We start from the raw sequence: 18469 nt of genomic DNA on the forward strand, positions 1-18469 counted from the left end.
TTGCCATCAAGCGACGGCACGAGCCGCCCAGGATTGTCGGTGATCTCTTGCAGGCCGAGATATCGGAGAAGCAGGCCCGCTCCATCAAATACCAGTTCGCCGTCGCCAAGTTGCCGCTGGCCAAGGACATCGACGACTTCGACTTCGCCGACACGCCGGTCACCGAACCCCTGATGCGCGATCTCGCCCGGCGGCGCCTTCGTCGCCGATCAGCGCAACATCGTCCTGGTCGGCCGCCTTCACGGGTCACCCAACTCGCGCGGAAGGTCGACCGCATTGCGACGGGCGCGTGTCGACTTCCCAACAATGTCAGACAGGAGACACAACGCTATCGGAGCGATCGCATTGTCCGAAACGATTTTCCCAGTTGGCACGACGGTTGCGGTCCTATGCGCAAAAGCAAACTAGACCTGAGAGCCGCACCGCATGAATGTAGCCTCCCAATATCTTCTCCCGTCTGTGGCGCACCACGAAGCCGGGCACGCGGTGGCCGGCATCGTTTTGAAGCGTCAGATGTTCGACGACGACCGTGAATTCCCTGCTTTCTCAAGTGTTAGTATTTACCCCCACCCCGGTGACGGAGATTACCTTGGTGTTGTCATGAGCAAGTGTTTTTATTCAGCGCAAGGATTCACCTCGAAGCGAAAGCCGATTTTCGAGGACGATATGGATCGATATTTGGAACGCGATGGTGCGATCCGGGAGATAGTTACTTGTCTGGCAGGTCCTTTTGCAGAATCCGCATTCGAAGGCTATCTGGACCCGTTCGATATGGCGATGAATGCGTCCGACGAGAATGAGGGGAGCAGCGACTACGCGGATGCCAAGCGAATCTATGGTGAGTTGCGGTTCCTGATGCCGCGCCGCCCCGATTGGGGGCGGATCGAAGATCGCACGGCCCGGCTAGTACTCGATCACTGGTCGGCCATCGAAGCATTGGCCGCGCATTTGCTGGTCAAGCATGATCTCCAATTCGATGAGGCTCTGACGATTGTTGCGCCGCATCTTCCGCCCAAGCCAGTAGCTACGCCGCCAGAGCGTCCATTTCCGCCGCCTGCTTGATCATCCATTCGATGTGATTTGACTACATCTGCAACACCTCGCGCTACTCCTTGACGTAGGTATAGAGATTGTAGATTTCGCCTATGTCTGTCAGGGACGCCGCCTTGTGATTCAGTATGTGCTCGATGACGTGTGGCAATACCTGCCGCCTGCCGAGATTTGTCGCGAGCGTCCTGCGCAGATCGTGAAGGGTCCAGTTCTCCAAAGCCGTTGCCCCTCGCAGGGAAAACAAACGTGTCATTGGTCTTCGGTACCGACTGGGGGACCGACACCGCCAGTGTGGACAGCGGAATAAGCGTAGGCTCTTCGTTCTTCGTGCGGTCCGCCGATAGGTCCCATGTTCCGGCTTCAAGGTTGAGTTCAGACCAACGCATCGCGGCAACTTTCCAGACCCAGCATCCCTCCGCATCGCTGCCGTCGAAGGCGTGGGTCATGATCGGACGAAGAGCGCTCGCACCGATCGGCCGACCCCGTTCGAGGAAGGGCGTGATCTGGTCGGCGGCATGCAGAATCCGGGTGGCGCGGCTGGTCCGGGCTGACCGACGGATTGAGCGCGGTCGAGGCCGCCTGTCAGGAAGCCATCGAGCACGGCGCATCGTCGGCGCCGGTGATCCTCAACATCCTGGCCCGCAGCCGCGATCCGGCGCCGGGCACGATCCTTTCCATTCCCCAGGCGCTGAAGCTAGCTCACGAGCGGTCGCCGACTGGGCCCGCTATGACAGTCTCAGGAGGACAAACAGCCATGGAACGCACCGAGGTACTGGAACTGATGGGAGCGCTGAAGCTCTACGGAATGCGCAGCGCCTATGACGAGATCATGGGCGCGTCGCCATCAAGCGACGGCACGAGCCGCCCAGGATTGTCGGTGATCTCTTGCAGGCCGAGATATCGGAGAAGCAGGCCCGCTCCATCAAATACCAGTTCGCCGTCGCCAAGTTGCCGCTGGCCAAGGACATCGACGACTTCGACTTCGCCGACACGCCGGCCACCGAACCCCTGATGCGCGATCTCGCCCGGCGGCGCCTTCGTCGCCGATCAGCGCAACATCGTCCTGGTCGGCCGCCTTCACGGGTCACCCAACTCGCGCGGAAGGTCGACCGCATTGCGACGGGCGCGTGTCGACTTCCCAACAATGTCAGACAGGAGACACAACGCTATCGGAGCGATCGCATTGTCCGAAACGATTTTCCCAGTTGGCACGACGGTTGCGGTCCTATGCGCAAAAGCAAACTAGACCTGAGAGCCGCACCGCATGAATGTAGCCTCCCAATATCTTCTCCCGTCTGTGGCGCACCACGAAGCCGGGCACGCGGTGGCCGGCATCGTTTTGAAGCGTCAGATGTTCGACGACGACCGTGAATTCCCTGCTTTCTCAAGTGTTAGTATTTACCCCCACCCCGGTGACGGAGATTACCTTGGTGTTGTCATGAGCAAGTGTTTTTATTCAGCGCAAGGATTCACCTCGAAGCGAAAGCCGATTTTCGAGGACGATATGGATCGATATTTGGAACGCGATGGTGCGATCCGGGAGATAGTTACTTGTCTGGCAGGTCCTTTTGCAGAATCCGCATTCGAAGGCTATCTGGACCCGTTCGATATGGCGATGAATGCGTCCGACGAGAATGAGGGGAGCAGCGACTACGCGGATGCCAAGCGAATCTATGGTGAGTTGCGGTTCCTGATGCCGCGCCGCCCCGATTGGGGGCGGATCGAAGATCGCACGGCCCGGCTAGTACTCGATCACTGGTCGGCCATCGAAGCATTGGCCGCGCATTTGCTGGTCAAGCATGATCTCCAATTCGATGAGGCTCTGACGATTGTTGCGCCGCATCTTCCGCCCAAGCCAGTAGCTACGCCGCCAGAGCGTCCATTTCCGCCGCCTGCTTGATCATCCATTCGATGTGATTTGACCACATCTGCAACACCTCGCGCTTCTCCTTGACGTAGGTATAGAGATTGTAGATTTCGCCTATGTCTGTCAGGGACGCCGCCTTGTGATTCAGTATGTGCTCGATGACGTGTGGCAATACCTGCCGCCTGCCGAGATTTGTCGCGAGCGTCCTGCGCAGATCGTGAAGGGTCCAGTTCTCCAAAGCCGTTGCCCCTCGCAGGGAAAACAAACGTGTCATTGGTCTTCGGTACGACTGGGGGACCGACACCGCCAGTGTGGACAGCGGAATAAGCGTAGGCTCTTCGTTCTTCGTGCGGTCACCCGATAGTTCCCATGTTCCGGCTTCAAGGCTGAGTTCAGACCAACGCATCGCGGCAACTTCCGTACGCCTCTGTCCGGTCAGCATGAGCAGCTTGACGATGGGGCCGAACGAATAGCCGATATCGCTCGGTTCGGGCTCACAGCCCGTACCGGCTTTTCCAATCCGTTCGCGGGGAAACCGCGGTGAGCCGTTGCGGCGGTTTGCGACACCAGTTGAAAAATGCCCGCATATACCAGAAGGCCGTGTTAGCCGCTTGCGGGTGACCCCCGGCGACGATCTTCTTGGTGATGTTAGCAATGTCGGTGTCGGTCACATGGTGGATAGAGCGACTCCCGAGGGCAGGCACAAGATACCGGTTCAGGCTGGCCTCGACCAGTTCCCAGGAATCCCATTCTGCCTTGCCGGTCTTTGCAAAGCCCGCTCCCTTGCATTCGCGTCGATCGGCCGACCCCGTTCGAGAAAGGGCGTGATCTGGTCGGCGGCATGCAGAATCCGGGTGGCGCGGCTGGTCCGGTCGGACGCGGTCTGATCGAGGAAGCCAGCCGGAATGCCGGCGGCTCGTGCGGGAAGGGCGTTCATGAGACGGTCCTGTCGGGCGAGCGGTTTGGGGGCACGATCACCATAGTTGATCAGGCTTCCCGGGTGGGGCATTCTCGTAAATGTCGCTTGCGGACATATGTTTGCTCCTTGTCCAGAAACAGAAAAGGCCCGATGGGACGGCCGGGCCCAGTGCGGTGTTTTGAGGGTCGTTACTCGGCGACCTGGAGGTGATCGCCGTCGCCGTCCTCGGTATCGTCAGCGCTGATCTGCGCCTGATCGGCAAGGAAGGCTGGCAGTTCCGATGGAGCTATGCTGGAATTTGGGTGACGAGGCTGATCAAGCGGCGCTCTGCGGCTTCGTTTTCGATGACCTCGATTCCGTCCAGGAACCTGGCACCTGCGATGAGTTCCGGCAACTGATTTTGTCCTTTCAATCGTCGCCACGTCCTGGCCGCGGCCATGACCAGCTTGAAGACCATCAGCTGGGCGGTTTTCGAGGATAGCGAGCCCTTGGTACGCACCGTGCGGTGGCGAACGGTCGCAAAGACGCTTTCGATGGGATTGGACCTTCGCAGATGATCCCAGTGTTCGGCGGGGAAATCGTAGAACGCCAGCGACGCATTCTGATCCTTCGTCAGGCAGTCGACCGCCTTAGCATACGCCTCGGCTTCCATCTCGATCGCCTGCGCAAGCAATTTGCGCGCGCCGCTGCGAAGTACATCCGTCAGGGTATCACCGATTTCGTCGGGCTGACGAAGGCAAACAATGTTGATAGTCTCGTTCATGGCGTATCGCTCTCCTTGAGAGGTACTGGCAGGCTTCGTCACCCGCCTCGATACGCCGCTCTCCTCAAACCGTCATCACCCAGTTTCCGCCATAGCTCCCCCTGATTGGTCCGCTTCACCTGTGCAACTGCACAGGCTGCCATAGCGGGGAGATTGGCCTCCAATGGCGAAAACTTGCCGCAGGAGACCCTCCGATGACCGTGCCTATGGCGCCGCCGCTACGACAACTTGCCGACAAGCAGCGTGCGATCCACTGCCCCGCTACTGCGCCTTCAAGGAACGTCTGGATCGCGACGCAGGAGCCGATGACCGTTACGGAATCAATTCCCTTGGCGTGCCCTGGTCGCGCTGGCCGTCGCTGTGCCCGTTCGACGGTCTGGTGGCAATTTGGGCACATCTTGTGTCGTCGCCAGTGCCAATGCCGAACGCTTCAACAAAAAGGTGCCTTCGACGTCTGCTGCCTTCGCCGGTGCTTTGCGAAGTGGCATAATGTTTCGACGCACGCAGGCGCGGGCAGGGGGTGTCAGTCATGAATCTCCTGACTGGCGCGGATCAGGCAGATTGGCGGGATGAAAGATCATACGACTACACCGCTGGCCTGACGCTGCGGGAGTGGGCTTGGGAGTTCTTACGCCGCAACCCGGCGTTCCAGCGCGATCTGACCGCTGCGCGCCAGCATTGCAAGACTTGGTCTCTCCAACCCTTTCTCGATATGGTCGCGTCGGTCGGCGACCTGTCACGCTGGGGTGTTCTGTTTCGCGGAGTCTTGTGGCCGGGCTTCGGTCGTATTCTGGTGTCCGCTCTGGTGCGTCCATGTGCTGCCGGTCATTGCGGAACGGTTGCCTGCCTCGTCGCCGACACCGCCGTTCGAACTCTCGGCATTGCCCTGTCGTGCAACCGTCCTGCTGGCGCCCGACAAGAGCCAGCATGTTCTTCTTCGCAATGCGGACCACGCGCTGCAGCTCGCCGTCTCGGGCGCGAATATCCTCCACCCTGTTTGCCTGCATACTCAAGCCATCTGGCCCGCGGTGCTTTTAAAGCATCGACTGAGGGGACTGGAGTGCCTCAATGCTCTCAGTCTAGGGCAACAGTTGCCCCCCCGCTTGTTTGCGCCGGAAAAGCGTGGCGTCCGTTTGTCCTTCGTTCTTCGTGCGCTCGACGGTTCGCTCGCCGGAGCACCACATCGCGAGCTCGCCGAAGTTCTCATCGGTCAACGGCGCGTCCATGCCGACTGGGCGGATCCTCGCGATCATCTGCGCGACCGCATCCGTCGGGCCGTCTCGCGTGGCCGCGCGCTCATGAATGGTGGCTACAGAGATTTCCTAATTTGAAAAGCGACAGTCCACGCTGTGCGTCAGTGGATGACGTTCGCTCGCAGCTGACCCGTCACCAACAGTTCGCCCGCCGACAGGTCTGCATGGCGCCTTGCAAGGTGCGCTCTGGCCTAACTTGTCGATGCCGAAATGAGATCGGGGTCGTGTCCCACCGCGTGGTGTAGGTCGGCGATAGCGAAGCCGCTCGCGAGCGCGCCCTCAACAGCGCTGTAGCGAGCGAGCGGCGCAGCGGCGGTCATCGATGTTCTTCGGTAGGGTTGGGTTGCTGACACAACCTGATTCGAAGGAACCACCGATGACCAACGACATGATGAACCTGCGCACGCTCGTAGAGAAGACCCCCGATGCCGATATCCTGCGCGAGATGATCGGCTTTGCCGCCGAGCGGCTGATGGAGCTGGAGGTGGGCGCCGCCACCGGCGCGGCCCATGGCGAGAAGAACCCGCTGCGGCTTGTCCAGCGCAACGGCTACCGCGACAGAGACTGGGAGACGCGGGCCGGCACCGTCGAGCTGCGCATCCCCAAGCTCAGGAAGGGCTCTTACTTCCCGAGCTTCCTTGAGCCGCGGCGCATGGCCGAGAAGGCGCTGATCGCCGTCATCCAGGAGGCCTACGTCCAGGGTATCTCGACGCGCTCGGTCGACGACCTGGTCAAGGCGATGGGCATGAGCGGCGTCTCCAAGAGCCAGGTCAGCCGGCTGTGCGAGGAGATCGACGGCAAGGTGAAGGCCTTCCTCGACAGGCCCATCGAGGGCGACTGGCCCTATCTGTGGATCGATGCCACCTACCTGAAGGTGCGCCGCGGCGGACGCATCGTCTCGGTCGCCGTCATCATCGCCGTCGGTGTCAACGCAGACGGCCGGCGCGAAGTGCTGGGCATGGAGGTCGGCACGTCTGAGGCCGAGCCGATCTGGACGGAGTTTTTGCGCAAGCTGACCCGTCGCGGCCTGCGCGGCGTCAAGCTGGTCGTCTCCGATGCCCATGAAGGCATCAAGGCGGCCGTCACCAAGGTGCTGTGCGCGACATGGCAGAGGTGCCGCGTCCACTTCATGAGGAACGTGCTGGCTCATGCCGGCAAGAGCAGGCGCCGCGTCGTCTCCGCTTTCATCGCCACCGCCCAGGAAACGCCCGAGGCCGCAAGCACGCAGTGGCGCGCCGTCGCCGACCAGATCCGGCCGAGGGTGCCGAAGCTGGCGACAATCAAGGACGACGCCGAAACCGACGTGCTTGCCTACATGACTTTCCCCAAGGAGCACCGTGCCAAGCTGCATAGCACCACACCCGATCGAGCGCCTCAACGGCGAGATCAAGCGCAGGACCGAGGTCGTCGGATGAATGGGCCGTGCAGCGGGCCCGCTACATGACCCTTGAGACCATCAGCCAGATGAGCGATGATCCGCTCATCAGCCTGCCGGCAGTGGCGCGCTGATTAGTCCGGCCCTTGCCGGAGAGCACGGCGACCAATGCCGTTACCTACACCACGCCAGTGGGCACGATCGAGATCGGCGAGGGTGCCAAGGCGGTGGTTCATTAGGGCCGGCCTCGAACTGGACCCACATCAGTGGTCGGAAAGCGGCGTGCACCGCAATGTCGCCATAGCAGCCAAGATCCTTTGAGTCCGGACATGCAGACCTGTTGGACCGGCGATCGTTGAAGGTGCAACTGTATGGAGGGATTTAGAACTTAACACTGTCCCCTGGACCGACAGCTCGGTCAGACATCGCACTCACCGCTTGATTATGGAAATGGTGTGCCTGTAGTACAGCGGGTAGCGCTTGCTGCGCACTGTCCTAAGAATAGCAATCATGACCCGTCTGGGGGTCTGCAACACGACGATCCAACCGCTTGGGCATTGTCGCATATCCCACAATGTAGAGTGCGCAACAGGGCAAAAGCTGATCCATCGGCGGTTTATCAATGCTTTTTGGCTTGGCACGGCACATGCAACGCAATCGGCAAAAGGCGCACGAACTGAGTGGCCCCATCGGCCCTAGGAGCGCTGACTTATGCCCTCCCAAGGCATGTCCGGCCCGGCAGCGAGCTCAGTCTCCTGCCGGGCATCCGTGTTTCAGGTCAACGGCGTTTGGAACTTCAAATTAGGTGGCGGCATTGACCGCAGGCCGCCCCCGGTGGGCGGCCGGTGGGCGGAGAGACAGTGCAGCAGGTTTCAAATCCCGCCCATGCAGAGATATTTCATTTCCAGATAGTCCTCGAGGCCATGGCGGGAACCCTCCCGCCCGATGCCGGATTGCTTCATGCCGCCAAACGGTGCCGCCTCCGAGGACATGCGTCCCGTGTTTATGCCAACCATGCCATATTCCAGAGCCTCTGCCACACGCCAGACCCGCTTCATGTTGGACGCATAGAAGTATGCGGCAAGGCCGTAGATCGTGTCATTGGCTTCGCGCACGACCTGGTCCGCATCGTTGAAGCGAATGATCGGCGCCAGCGGCCCGAATGTCTCCTCTTGCGCGACTGCCATGACGCTGGAAATCTCGGTGAGGACCGTGGGTTCGAAAAACGTGCCATTCTTGCCGATACGTTGGCCCCCACATCGTATTGTGCCGCCTTTCGCAATGGCATCTGCGATGTGAGACTCGATCTTGGCCAGAGCATGCCTGTCGATGAGCGGTCCGATGTCTACTCCGGCACCGAATCCGTCGCCAACCGACAAGTGCCGGACTTTCTCCACGAATTTCTTGACGAACTCATCGTGAACGCTCGATTGGACGTAAATACGGTTCGCCGAAACGCAGGTCTGGCCGGCATTGCGAAACTTCGCCTGGATCGCACCGTCAACAGCAGCGTCGATGTCGGCATCATCGAAGATGATGAAAGGTGCGTTGCCGCCGAGCTCAAGGCTAACCTTCTTGATCTGGTCAGAGCACTGACGCATCAGCAGCCGCCCGACCTCGGTCGAACCGGTGAAGCTGATCTTGCGGATCTTGGAATTGGTGCAGAGTTCACGGCCGACGCGATCACCTTCGGACGCATAGATCAGGTTGACCACGCCATCGGGAAAGCCGGCCTGATGGGCAAGGGCGAACATTGCGCCAGCCACGAGCGGCGTCTGTTCAGCGGGCTTGAGCACGATCGTGCAGCCCGCAGCCAAGGCCGGCGAGATTTTGCGCGCCACCATGGAGGCCGGGAAATTCCATGGCGTGATCGTGCCAACAACGCCGATGGGCTGCTTGATCACTAGCATTCGGCGGTCTGTCGAGGGTGCCGAGATCGTCTCGCCATAGACGCGATTGGCCTCCTCGGCATACCATTGCAGATACGCCGCCGCATGCGATACCTCTGACATGGCTTCGGCAAGCGGCTTGCCCATTTCCGCAGTCAGAATCGCGGCGAGATCGCCTGCCTGGTCGATGATCAGCTGATGCCATCGCCAAAGAACGTCGCTACGCTCTCGGGCAGTCAACGCGGCCCACCCCGACTGCGCAACATAGGCCTTGTCTACCGCAGCACGTGTCTCCTCCACGCCCATATCAGGAAGCTCTGCCAAAACTTCGCCGGTCGACGGATTGACGACCTCGAACGTCTTATTGCCAACCGGTCTGCCAAGTGCCGGCAGGCGGTCGATGGCTCCAAACAGGTGCGGGGATTTCAGACGGCGGATCATCGGCAGGCACAGGGGCAATACCGGATTCCTCCTCAACGCAGCGAACATCCAGGTCGACAGGCCGTCGGTGTGTATTCTGCACCAGCGGGTTCGTCCTAGGGCCTCGGCAAAGCAGCTGGTAGACCAAACATACGACAACAGTTCCGTTAGTTTGAGTGCCCGCGGTTCATCAGTTGATGGATTGAGCAGCCGGATGTTTGCTTCGTCCACCCGCTGCCTGCTGGTGGCGTGCGAGTGTATTCTGCAAAAGGCGGCATACATGCTGAGGAGCGCCGTTTCGGCGAGAGGCCCCTGGACCGCCAATGCCGCGCAAGGCCCGCGAAACGACTCCGCGGGTCTGCATGATCTGCTTGGCCCACCGGCCTCCATATTCGCTCTTCCCACGAGAAGCCCCAAGGAAGAAGGAAGGCGAGATGAGTTTCTTTACTCATCCTTGCCGCCCAGCGGCGGGCCGACCACCAAAATGGCGGGCTCGGCCGAAAGCAGCTTCTTGGCCGCCGCCTTGACCTGTTTGAGCGTCACCCGACCGATGCTGCGGGCGCGACGCTGGTTGTAGTCGACGTCGGCCTTGTGAATCTGCAAATCCAGGAGCCGGTCTGCAATCGAGCTGGTCGAGCCCAGACGGTCAATGGCATAGGTGCCGATCAGGTGCTTCTTCGCCGCCTTGAGCTCGGCCCCGGTCGGTCCTTGCTGCGCCATCTGCTTTACCACATCTCGCACGATGCTCAGCGTTTGGGCGGCGCAGTCCGAGCGTGTCTCTGTCGTAACCAGAAGCTTGTCAAGGGTCAGTTCAGAGCTGACGTGATAGGCAAGGCCGCGTTTTTCGCGCACCTCCTCGAAAAGGCGGGAAGTCATGCCCGAGCCGCCGAGGATGTCATTCATCAGCACGGTGGCGAAGTGATCCGGCGCGCTACGCTTCACGCCAGGCCAGGCCAATCGCAGCGAAGTCTGCGGCAGGTCGCAGTTCTCCTCCACCAGTTGGCCGAGCTTCGGTACGACATCGGCGACGGGGGCGAGGGTTTGTTGCTCAGGCAAGTCACCAAACAGCTGGTCGAGCCTTTCCCTCAGCGTGTTTGCATCAATGTCACCGACCACGGCAATATGGAGCCCGTCGCGAGCGAAAATCGCCTTGTGGAAGGCGAGGAGGTCGGACGGCGTGATGCCGGCGAGGCTCTCTTTTGTGCCTTCTCCCGGCCTCGAAAAAGGATGCGTGCCATAGATCGCGCGCAGCCATCTGCGCTGAGCGATTGCGTCAGGGTCGCGCTCGCTGCCGACGATGTCGGAGACAATCTCGGCGCGGACGCGATCGATCGGCCCCTGGTCGAAGCGCGGCGCGTTGAGTGCGAGCCGAAGCAGGCCGAACGCGGCGTCCTGCTGTTTGGGAAGCATGCACACCGATCCGCAGATGTAGTGTCTTTGCGCCTCCAAACCCATCTCGGCGCCGGCATCGTCGAGCTTCATCTGGAAGGCATCGCTGTCGTAATTACCGGCGCCTTCGATGAACAGGCCGGCCATCAGATTGGCCATCCCCTCCTTCCCGACCGGGTCCTGCGTGATGCCGCCGTTGAAGGCAAAGCCGATGTTGACGATTTCCACTGTGTGGTCCTCCACCAGCCAGGCGATCATGCCCTTTTCGGACTTCACCTCCTGGATGTTCATCGCAGCATGGGGCTGAGCGCCGAGCGTCATCTCTTCATTCTCCGTCTTGGGCAAGAGATAGCCCGTGGTCGAACGGTCGAACGCGAGATAGCGGGCGGCAACTGCTTTGATTTGCGCGGCGGTAACCCTGCGGATGCGAGACGGCCGTTCCTCGACATCTTTCACGGTGCCGCCGGTGGCCAGCGTCGAGCCGTATATGCAGGCGAGGTCGTCCTGGTCGTCTTCGGCAAAGATCATATCGCGCACAAAGCGCTCCTTGGCCTTGCCCAGTTCCTCGCTGCTGACACCATCCTTGGCAATGCGAGCGACTTCGGCAGCGGCCGCCGCTTCGAGATCGGCCAGCTTGGCATCGCCGCGCGGCGCGCCATAGATGGCGAACCTGGTGTCGTCGAGCATGGTGCCCTGGAAATAGGCGCAGGCGCTGGAAGCGATACCTTGCTGGACAGCGAGCGCCTGGTAGAGCCGGCTGCGGTTACCGCCGCCGAGAATTTCGGACAGCAGGTCGAGCGCTTCGGCCTCGCCCGGCTTGGCGGTATGGTAAGACGGCACCACCCACTGCGTCGAAAAACTGGGCACGCTGACGCGGGCGTCGGAGAGCGTGACGGTGCGCCTGGTGTTCTGCTCGGGCTCAACCGGCCGGATGCGCGGCGGCAGGTCGGGCCCGCGCGCCACCTTGCCATAGGTCTTCTCGGCCAGCACCTTCACCGTCTCCGGCTCGACATCGCCGGCCACGATCAGCACGGAGTTGTTGGGCCAGTAGTATTTTTCATAGAAGGCGGTGGCGTCGACGCGGTTCAGCTGCTCGATCTCCTGCATCCAGCCGATGATCGGGATGCGATAGGGCTGGTTCTGCCACAGCGTCGCGTCGATCTCCTCATGGAGCACGTCCTGCGGGTTGGTGTCGGTGCTTGAGCGGCGCTCCTCGATGACCACGTCGCGCTCGGTCTTGACGACATCGTCGGTGAGGATGAGGTTTCGCATTCGGTCGGCCTCGAAGCTCATCATCAGCTCGAGCGCCGACGGCGCCACTGTCTGATAGAAGGCGGTGTAGTCGGAGGAGGTGAAGGCATTTTGCGAGCCGCCGATCTCGAACACTGCGCGGTCGAATTCGCCGGCCGCATGGTTGGTCGTCGCCTTGAACATCAGATGCTCGAAAAAATGGGCAATGCCGGATTTGCCCGGCGGCTCGTCGGCGCTGCCGATCTTGTACCACACCATGTGGGTGACGATCGGCGCCCGGTGGTTGGGAATGACGACCACCTCCATGCCGTTGTCGAGCACGAAATCCGTCGCCTTGCCGTCCTCCCATGCGACGGGGATCGGAGCCGTCCTCGCGCCGCCCAACTCGGTCGCAACGGACGTCCTGCGAAGCCCGTGAGTGCGGGGCTTGCTTGGTAGTTCTGATAGGGAGAGTGGGATTATGGGCTGGGTTCCTGGCAAAGTGATTTGTTCCTCATTTTGAAGGCTCTATGTCTCCCGACGCCTATTGGGAGAAAGTGGATCGGCACGCGACGCCGAGCCAGATGAGCCGTCAGCGTGTTGCCGGGCCTGACGCGGGCCTCATCTTTGGATGCGTCCGGGGAACGTTCGGCAGTATTTTGGTGAGGCCATGGGAAGTCTGCTCGTTATCCATTGGGTGTTTGCGGATACCTGAGCATGCGCCGTGCCAAGTAAGAAAGCCCCGATTTGCAAGGTTTGATCCAACCTTGATACTTGCGATATCCGACATTGTCGGGCATCCGACAGAAAGCGCCTTTCGCCGGCGCGCCGGCTACGGCGCTCGCCTCCTCCGGCGTGACGACGATCCTTTGGCGGGCGCCGCGCACACCGATCTGCCCGCCTATCAGCACCGCGACATCGAAGGACAACGCGATCGTGACTGATGGGTCTTACGCAAACATGCAGCAGTGCCACCGCCATCAGGACTTCATCCGCCCCTCAAAGCCCCGAGCGCGAGGGGACGACGTGTAAGGCAACATGTCATCCTCGACAATGATGCCGCGCATAAAGAGGTAAGGTCCCTCGTCGTACCGGCGAGCCCCTTCGCTGGGTTCGCCGAGGGTCTGGTTTGCGAACGTCGACCGACAGCATCACGCATGGGCGGCCGGATCGATAGACAAGCATTGACCGTGCCACCAGCGCATTGAGGGCAGCGCAGAGTCCAATTGGCCTGTGCCAGCCGGTATGTTGGAGCTTCAAGTGTGGCCAGCCAAGCGGGCTGAGGCCATGGAACTCCTGATATCCTGGACAGTCCAGATTGCAACGCACGACGCCTTTGGTCATCGCCCGAACGTTCATTGACGCTCAGCGAAGCTTGCGTCATCCGGACGATCTGGGAAAAGCTTGGCCGGGCCGGCGCCTTCCCAGGCGCACGGGACGCGCGACGACCCATGTGGACCTTGGATTTCACTCCGCACCTACGCTGCTTTGGCCTTGTCAGCAGCCTGGGCGGCATAGCTGAGTCCCGCCCTTGCTCAATCTGCCAAACCATCTCGCTCACAATCGATCGGGTGGTTTGTGCCGTCTGAACGCGCATTGTCAACTTGCCGACAGTCTGGGGTTCCGAACCCGACAGTTGATTCAAACCGACAATGGCCCGCCTCAGAAGCAGGCAACCGCGCTTCGTAGCAGGCCGAAGCTAATCGAGGTTCGCGGGTCTCGGTTTGAGTGTGCAGTGTCGCTGCGCGCCTGATCTTTCGGTCTGATGACAAAAACGTCGTCATTTTGGCCGACGATATCGGTCGGGAGCGGGTATTGCGGTCGAGCAGCGACCCAAGCACGTCCACAAGATGTGCCGAGTTTGCAGGGTTGGGTCATTGTTTCTGTCGACGTTTGAGCGACAGCGCACGACGAAACGTCTGGCATACGCCTCGTCTGGCACGCGCCTCGCGTGTGTGGCAGGTGCTGCTGGAGATCAGGCGGTCGAGTGGGCCTTGCAATTTTCCGATTTTGCTGCGCCTAAAGTCTCGTGTACAAATCAGGCTGGCGTGAATGGCCTGCCTAAGTTGCGACTTGTTACAAAGGAATGGATATATGGCGACTGGAACGGTGAAGTGGTTCAACAGCACCAAGGGTTTTGGTTTTATTCAGCCCGACAACGGCGGTCAGGATGTCTTTGTCCACATTTCCGCTGTTGAACGAGCGGGCCTGTCGACCCTTAATGAGGGCCAGAAGATAAACTACGAGGTCGAACAGGATCGCCGCACCGGCAAGTCCTCTGCAGGCAGCCTCAGCAAGGCTGGCTAACGCGTGCGGCAAGGATGCGGCATACTCCGGACGCATTGACCGGCTCGAAACACGGCCGGAGCATGCAACCAGGTAATGCCGCGGCAGCGATTGCTGGAGCCGTCGCGAATTCCTCTGGAATGAGGCTCTTGGACGGGAAAGGCGGGGCTCGTCCCCGCCTTTTGATTCCGCGCAGATTGGGCCTACGGCTGCCGCGCGTCCCGAACGACTGTTGATACGGATTTAGGCTGCGACCTTTTTGCGGGTCCGTTTCGCCGGCGCCGGCACCGGGGCTTCCGGCTCTTTCGGTTTGCGGCCGAGTCCTATGGTCTTGGCCAAGGCGGAGCGCGTAGCGGCGTAGTTCGGCGCCACCATCGGATAATCCGACGGCAGACCCCATTTGGCGCGATATTCGTCCGGGGTCAGACCATAGTGCGTCGACAGATGGCGCTTTAGCGATTTGAATTTCTTGCCGTCTTCAAGGCTAATGATGTAGTCCGGTTCGATCGACTTTTTGATCGGGACAGCAGGTTTTTTCACAGGCACAGGCTCTTCTGCCGGTATTAGTCCGGCCGTGCCTTTTAGAGCCCCGTGCACTTGGGCGATCAGGGCAGGAAGCTCCCCCGCCGGGACGGGGTTGTTGGAGACGTAGGCTGATACAACATCGGCAGTGAGCTCGATGAGGATGTCGGTGTTGTGGGCTTCTTCTGTCATAAACTTCTCCGGGCAGCTTGAAACACAGTCGGGCGAAGTGTCGCTACATAGTGGCGGTTGCCGCTGAAAGCAAATGGATCGACGGGTGCGCTGCTCCCCACCATTGAAGTCTCGGGGACGTATCCCGTCATCGTCCATCGGCCTAGAGGCAGCGTATTGCATTATGGGAGCGGTCGCGCCTGCCCCAAGTTAGAGGCAGGCATTCGCGCGTGAATTAATCAAATCCATCCTGAGCGTATCTCGCGTGGCAACCACGAAGGCGCTCTGGCAACGAAGCGAGGCGGATGGCCTTGCGGGTGGCCGAGAGATGTCATCCGGCTCTCCTGCCGACCTCTGCCGGCCAGATCTGGAGCAACAGCTTTGCGCAGATATGGCTCTCTTCAGAGGCCATCTATGATGGGAGCCGAGCGCGTCTCGAGCCGGGGAATAGGCTGCACATGCGCTGTGCCCACCTATTGCGATCGTGCTAACCTTGGCTGTTCGGACTTGCCGTTAAGGCAAGCGACAGATTGAAGTTATGCTGCACCATCTGATTCCCTGGCTCGGTTTCGAGAGCTCGCCGATACAGGGCCTGTGCCGCGTCATGCCGCCCCTCAATGTCCAAGATCACGCCCTTCGCATTCAATGCACGTACGTTTGCTGGGGCTGCAACCAAGACGCTGTCGAGCACCTCAACCGCTTCGTGCGGGCGCTTCTGGGCCACCAAGGCTTTTGTAAGCCGTATCGCCGCATCAACATTGTCCGGGTGCTGCTTCACCTCATCCCGCAAAGCCCGCTCTTGAACATCCTGACCAACTTCGCGCAAAATGCGTTCGCGCATAGCCGGATCGATTTGATCGGCGCTGAGCAACTCTGGGGAAGATGTCTCCTGCACGGAAAGAGCGGGCTTTTGCCAGCTGGCGCAACCGCCCAAAGGCAGAATGGCGAGTACGGCAAAAAGAAGTGAGCTCCGGCGCAGAAACATAGGCGATGGAGAAACTGTATTTCTAACAAATTTCATATTATCTCTCGGTTATCAGGGAGGCGGGTCGCGTTCAGTTAGGAAAGGTGGAACTACTCTAACAATCCGCTGTTCGATCCGTGCGGGAGTTTGACGGATCCTGCCGGGCGAATTGTAAAGTCGGAGGCGAGGTCTTGATAAGACAGCACGGCGAGATCGATCCCGTTTCGCGTCAGAAAGCCGCGGACGAAACGTCGGACATCCATTGACGTCAACAGAATAGGGCGGGTTTGACCCGGTTCTGTGTTCGAAAGGACCTGACGTATCTGTGATAGCATCGCTTCGCTTTGCCGATCCTCCAGTGCGAGATAGGGGCCTGCATCCGAATCTCGAACCGCGCCACGCATCACATCCTCGCTCTCGCGTTCGACGACCAGGGCGGACACGATGCCCTCGGTGTTGGCATAGCGGTGGCAGATCTGTCGCTTCAAACCAGAACGGACATATTCCGTCAGCAGGGCAACGTTTTGCTCACGCTCGCTCCATTCGGCCAATGCCTCCAACACGAGACGGGTGTGGCGGATTGGGATACCTTCCTCCAGGAGGCGGCGCAGAACATCGGCAATCCGAGGAATCGGCGTCGTGCGCAGCACCTCTTTCACAAGATCAGAATATTCCTGCTCCATTCGGCCCAGGAAATGTCGGGTCTCTTGGATGCCCACCAATCGCGGTGCGTAGCGGGTCAACGTTGCATGGACGCGCAAGGCGAGGAGTTCGCCGGGAGCCCAATGCTCCGTGCCGGCGCCCGTAAGGGCCTGTGCAGGGGTATGTTCGACCGGGAGTCTGTCCGTTTTCGGCTCACGCCTAAGGGGGATACCGCTCGAGTCGACGTGCGCTACATCGGCTCGGAGCGTCATCTGGCTTGGATCTATCGCGTCCTGTTCGACTGGCACGCCCTCGACATCTATCCGGAATTGCGATGTAGGCAGCTGCTCGTCAACCAAGACAGGGATGCGGGGAACGATAATGCCCAGATCGGCTGTGACCAGGAGCGAAACGCGCCCAATATGTTTTTGCAATTCGGCTTGATCGATCGCCTGCATAAGATTTGGCGCTAAAAAAAATGCGATCGGGAATTCCTTCGCAGGCGCGGCTTGCTTAGGCTCCGCTGCAGTTCCATCTTTCGCATCGGCAGTGCCGGCGCCCAGCACATCAGCCTTGACAATGCTTACCGCAGCGAACACTGCGGCCAGCATCAGAAAGACGGGGAGGGGAAACCCAGGAACGAACCCCATCACGACCAGGACGCCGGCCGCCAGCCGCAAGGCTCGAGTACTGGCCGTGAGCTGACTGACCATTTCGGTACCGAGGTTGATCCTCGCCGTCCCAGTCACACGGGTGACGATGGTCGCCGCAGTAATGGAGAGCAGAAGGGCCGGAATCTGCGATATCAATGCATCGCCTATCGTCAGCAGAGTATAGTGATGCAGCACCTCGCCGAAGGACATGCCCTTGGAGAGCAGACCGATCGAAATTCCACCCAGCATGTTGATGCAGATAACCACCAGCCCGGCGATGGAATCGCCCTTCACAAATTTCATCGCGCCGTCCATCGCGCCATATAGTTGGCTTTCCTTCTCCAATTCGGCGCGCCGCCGGCGGGATTCGTTGGCATCGATGTGGCCGTTGCGTAGCTCTGCGTCGACCGCCATTTGCTTGCCCGGCAGAGCATCCAGCGTGAAACGCGCCGCCACTTCTGCCACCCGTTCGGCACCCTTCGCGAGGACCATGAATTGCACCATGGTGACGACCAGAAATATGACGAAACCCACCACGATATTGCCTGAGATGACGAAATCGCCAAAGGTATGAATAATGCTGCCGGCCTCCCCCTCGGCCAGGATCAGTCGCGTCGTTGCGACCGTCAGCGCGAGACGGAATACAGTGGAAATCAAAATAACGCCGGGCAAAGAGGAAAAATCAAGTGGAGTACTGACATACAGGGCAACCATCATCAGCAGTATGGCCAACCCCATATTGAATCCTATCAGTGCGTCGACCACCACGACCGGGATAGGCATGACCATCATCGCGACAGCCAGAAGCAGCATCAACGCAACCATTAAATCCGGGCTGGCCGGCGCACGCTTGATGAAGTCACGCAGGACGTTGGCCATCGAGACACCTTTGCAATCGGTTGAGACTTACTCTGCTGTTACGCCCTGAAACGTAGCTTTCGAACTCCGAAGGCGCCTCGGCCTTGGCCAGCGCGTGACCCTGCATGAGAGCCACAAACAGGCGCGAAATGGCTGGGCAGCAAATGTTTCCAACGCAGCCAGCTTGTCAGCACCGAGCGCCACAGGATGTTTGGCTG

The 18469-nt window shown here is 60.1% G+C and carries 11 protein-coding genes and 5 pseudogenes; 8 read left to right on the plus strand and 8 right to left on the minus strand.

Annotated elements, in window-relative coordinates; translation table 11 throughout:
- The 5 genes and pseudogenes from EN857_RS35245 to EN857_RS14615 all read left to right on the plus strand — a co-directional run.
- Nucleotides 1–234 (plus strand): annotated as a pseudogene (locus EN857_RS35245) (ATP-binding protein); the annotation flags it as partial.
- 192 nt (nucleotides 235–426) lie between these two features.
- Complete coding sequence (locus EN857_RS14595; protein WP_127239674.1) at nucleotides 427–1062, plus strand: hypothetical protein; 636 nt, start codon at nucleotides 427–429, stop codon at nucleotides 1060–1062.
- A 529-nt stretch (nucleotides 1063–1591) separates the two neighbouring features.
- A pseudogene (locus EN857_RS35695) lies at nucleotides 1592–1872 on the plus strand (IS21 family transposase); the annotation flags it as partial.
- A pseudogene (locus tag EN857_RS35700) lies at nucleotides 1805–2122 on the plus strand (ATP-binding protein); the annotation flags it as partial. The pseudogenes EN857_RS35695 and EN857_RS35700, both read left to right, overlap by 68 nt.
- Nucleotides 2123–2314: 192 nt before the next feature.
- Nucleotides 2315–2950 carry a hypothetical protein gene (locus EN857_RS14615; RefSeq protein WP_127239674.1) on the plus strand — a complete coding sequence of 212 codons (636 nt, stop codon included), beginning with the start codon at nucleotides 2315–2317 and terminating at the stop codon, nucleotides 2948–2950.
- Here EN857_RS14615 and EN857_RS14620 read toward each other — a convergent pair.
- Entirely contained in the window at nucleotides 2913–3572 is a 660-nt protein-coding gene (locus tag EN857_RS14620) for a tyrosine-type recombinase/integrase (RefSeq protein ID WP_135897638.1), read from the minus strand. The genes EN857_RS14615 and EN857_RS14620 overlap by 38 nt on opposite strands.
- A 550-nt stretch (nucleotides 3573–4122) precedes the next feature.
- Nucleotides 4123–4599: a transposase gene (locus EN857_RS14625; RefSeq protein ID WP_281007607.1), complete on the minus strand. Its 477-nt coding sequence runs from the start codon at nucleotides 4597–4599 to the stop codon at nucleotides 4123–4125.
- 815 nt (nucleotides 4600–5414) lie between these two features.
- On the opposite strand from EN857_RS14625, the gene EN857_RS14630 reads away from it, so the two are divergent.
- Both EN857_RS14630 and EN857_RS14635 read left to right on the plus strand, forming a co-directional pair.
- Nucleotides 5415–5930 (plus strand): DUF2285 domain-containing protein, encoded by a 516-nt coding sequence (locus tag EN857_RS14630; protein ID WP_245329899.1) that lies wholly within the window; start codon nucleotides 5415–5417, stop codon nucleotides 5928–5930.
- 298 nt (nucleotides 5931–6228) lie between these two features.
- Nucleotides 6229–7361 (plus strand): annotated as a pseudogene (locus EN857_RS14635) (IS256 family transposase).
- Nucleotides 7362–8099: 738 nt separating this feature from the next.
- Here the strand turns inward: EN857_RS14635 and EN857_RS14640 are convergent.
- From EN857_RS14640 to EN857_RS14650, 3 genes and pseudogenes are all read right to left on the minus strand, one after another.
- A complete protein-coding gene (locus EN857_RS14640) occupies nucleotides 8100–9575 on the minus strand; it encodes an NAD-dependent succinate-semialdehyde dehydrogenase (RefSeq protein WP_135858819.1) in 1476 nt (491 codons plus the stop codon).
- Between the two features lie 405 nt (nucleotides 9576–9980).
- Entirely contained in the window at nucleotides 9981–11246 is a 1266-nt protein-coding gene (locus EN857_RS14645; RefSeq protein ID WP_348629325.1) for a pitrilysin family protein, read from the minus strand.
- Nucleotides 11247–11255: 9 nt separating this feature from the next.
- A pseudogene (locus EN857_RS14650) lies at nucleotides 11256–12560 on the minus strand (pitrilysin family protein); the annotation flags it as partial.
- Between the two features lie 1689 nt (nucleotides 12561–14249).
- On the opposite strand from EN857_RS14650, the gene EN857_RS14655 reads away from it, so the two are divergent.
- Nucleotides 14250–14462 carry a cold-shock protein gene (locus EN857_RS14655; protein WP_008874821.1) on the plus strand — a complete coding sequence of 71 codons (213 nt, stop codon included), beginning with the start codon at nucleotides 14250–14252 and terminating at the stop codon, nucleotides 14460–14462.
- Nucleotides 14463–14684: 222 nt separating this feature from the next.
- Here EN857_RS14655 and EN857_RS14660 read toward each other — a convergent pair whose 3' ends face one another.
- The 3 genes from EN857_RS14660 to sctV all read right to left on the minus strand — a co-directional run bounded on the left by EN857_RS14660 (nucleotide 14685) and on the right by sctV (nucleotide 18272).
- On the minus strand, nucleotides 14685–15155 hold the full coding sequence (locus EN857_RS14660; RefSeq protein WP_029354830.1) for a MucR family transcriptional regulator: 471 nt from the start codon (nucleotides 15153–15155) through the stop codon (nucleotides 14685–14687).
- Nucleotides 15156–15621: 466 nt separating this feature from the next.
- Nucleotides 15622–16155 carry a tetratricopeptide repeat protein gene (locus EN857_RS14665; RefSeq protein ID WP_101918715.1) on the minus strand — a complete coding sequence of 178 codons (534 nt, stop codon included), beginning with the start codon at nucleotides 16153–16155 and terminating at the stop codon, nucleotides 15622–15624.
- 53 nt (nucleotides 16156–16208) lie between these two features.
- Nucleotides 16209–18272 (minus strand): type III secretion system export apparatus subunit SctV, encoded by a 2064-nt coding sequence (sctV, locus tag EN857_RS14670; protein WP_029354834.1) that lies wholly within the window; start codon nucleotides 18270–18272, stop codon nucleotides 16209–16211.
- Nucleotides 18273–18469 lie beyond the last annotated feature (197 nt).

The sequence above is a fragment of the Mesorhizobium sp. M4B.F.Ca.ET.214.01.1.1 genome (assembly GCF_004791545.1).
GTDB classification, from domain to species: Bacteria; Pseudomonadota; Alphaproteobacteria; order Rhizobiales; family Rhizobiaceae; genus Mesorhizobium; species Mesorhizobium abyssinicae.

What these genes read in the sequence shown, in the direction of transcription:
- EN857_RS14655 (WP_008874821.1), top strand. Translation starts at nt 14,250, where the DNA reads ATGGCGACTGGAACGGTGAAGTGGTTCAACAGCACCAAGGGTTTTGGT.
- EN857_RS14660 (WP_029354830.1), bottom strand. Translation starts at nt 15,155, where the DNA reads ATGACAGAAGAAGCCCACAACACCGACATCCTCATCGAGCTCACTGCC.
- sctV (WP_029354834.1), bottom strand. Translation starts at nt 18,272, where the DNA reads ATGGCCAACGTCCTGCGTGACTTCATCAAGCGTGCGCCGGCCAGCCCG.
- EN857_RS14665 (WP_101918715.1), bottom strand. Translation starts at nt 16,155, where the DNA reads ATGAAATTTGTTAGAAATACAGTTTCTCCATCGCCTATGTTTCTGCGC.
- EN857_RS14625 (WP_281007607.1), bottom strand. Translation starts at nt 4,599, where the DNA reads ATGAACGAGACTATCAACATTGTTTGCCTTCGTCAGCCCGACGAAATC.
- EN857_RS14645 (WP_348629325.1), bottom strand. Translation starts at nt 11,246, where the DNA reads ATGACGCTCGGCGCTCAGCCCCATGCTGCGATGAACATCCAGGAGGTG.
- EN857_RS14595 (WP_127239674.1), top strand. Translation starts at nt 427, where the DNA reads ATGAATGTAGCCTCCCAATATCTTCTCCCGTCTGTGGCGCACCACGAA.
- EN857_RS14615 (WP_127239674.1), top strand. Translation starts at nt 2,315, where the DNA reads ATGAATGTAGCCTCCCAATATCTTCTCCCGTCTGTGGCGCACCACGAA.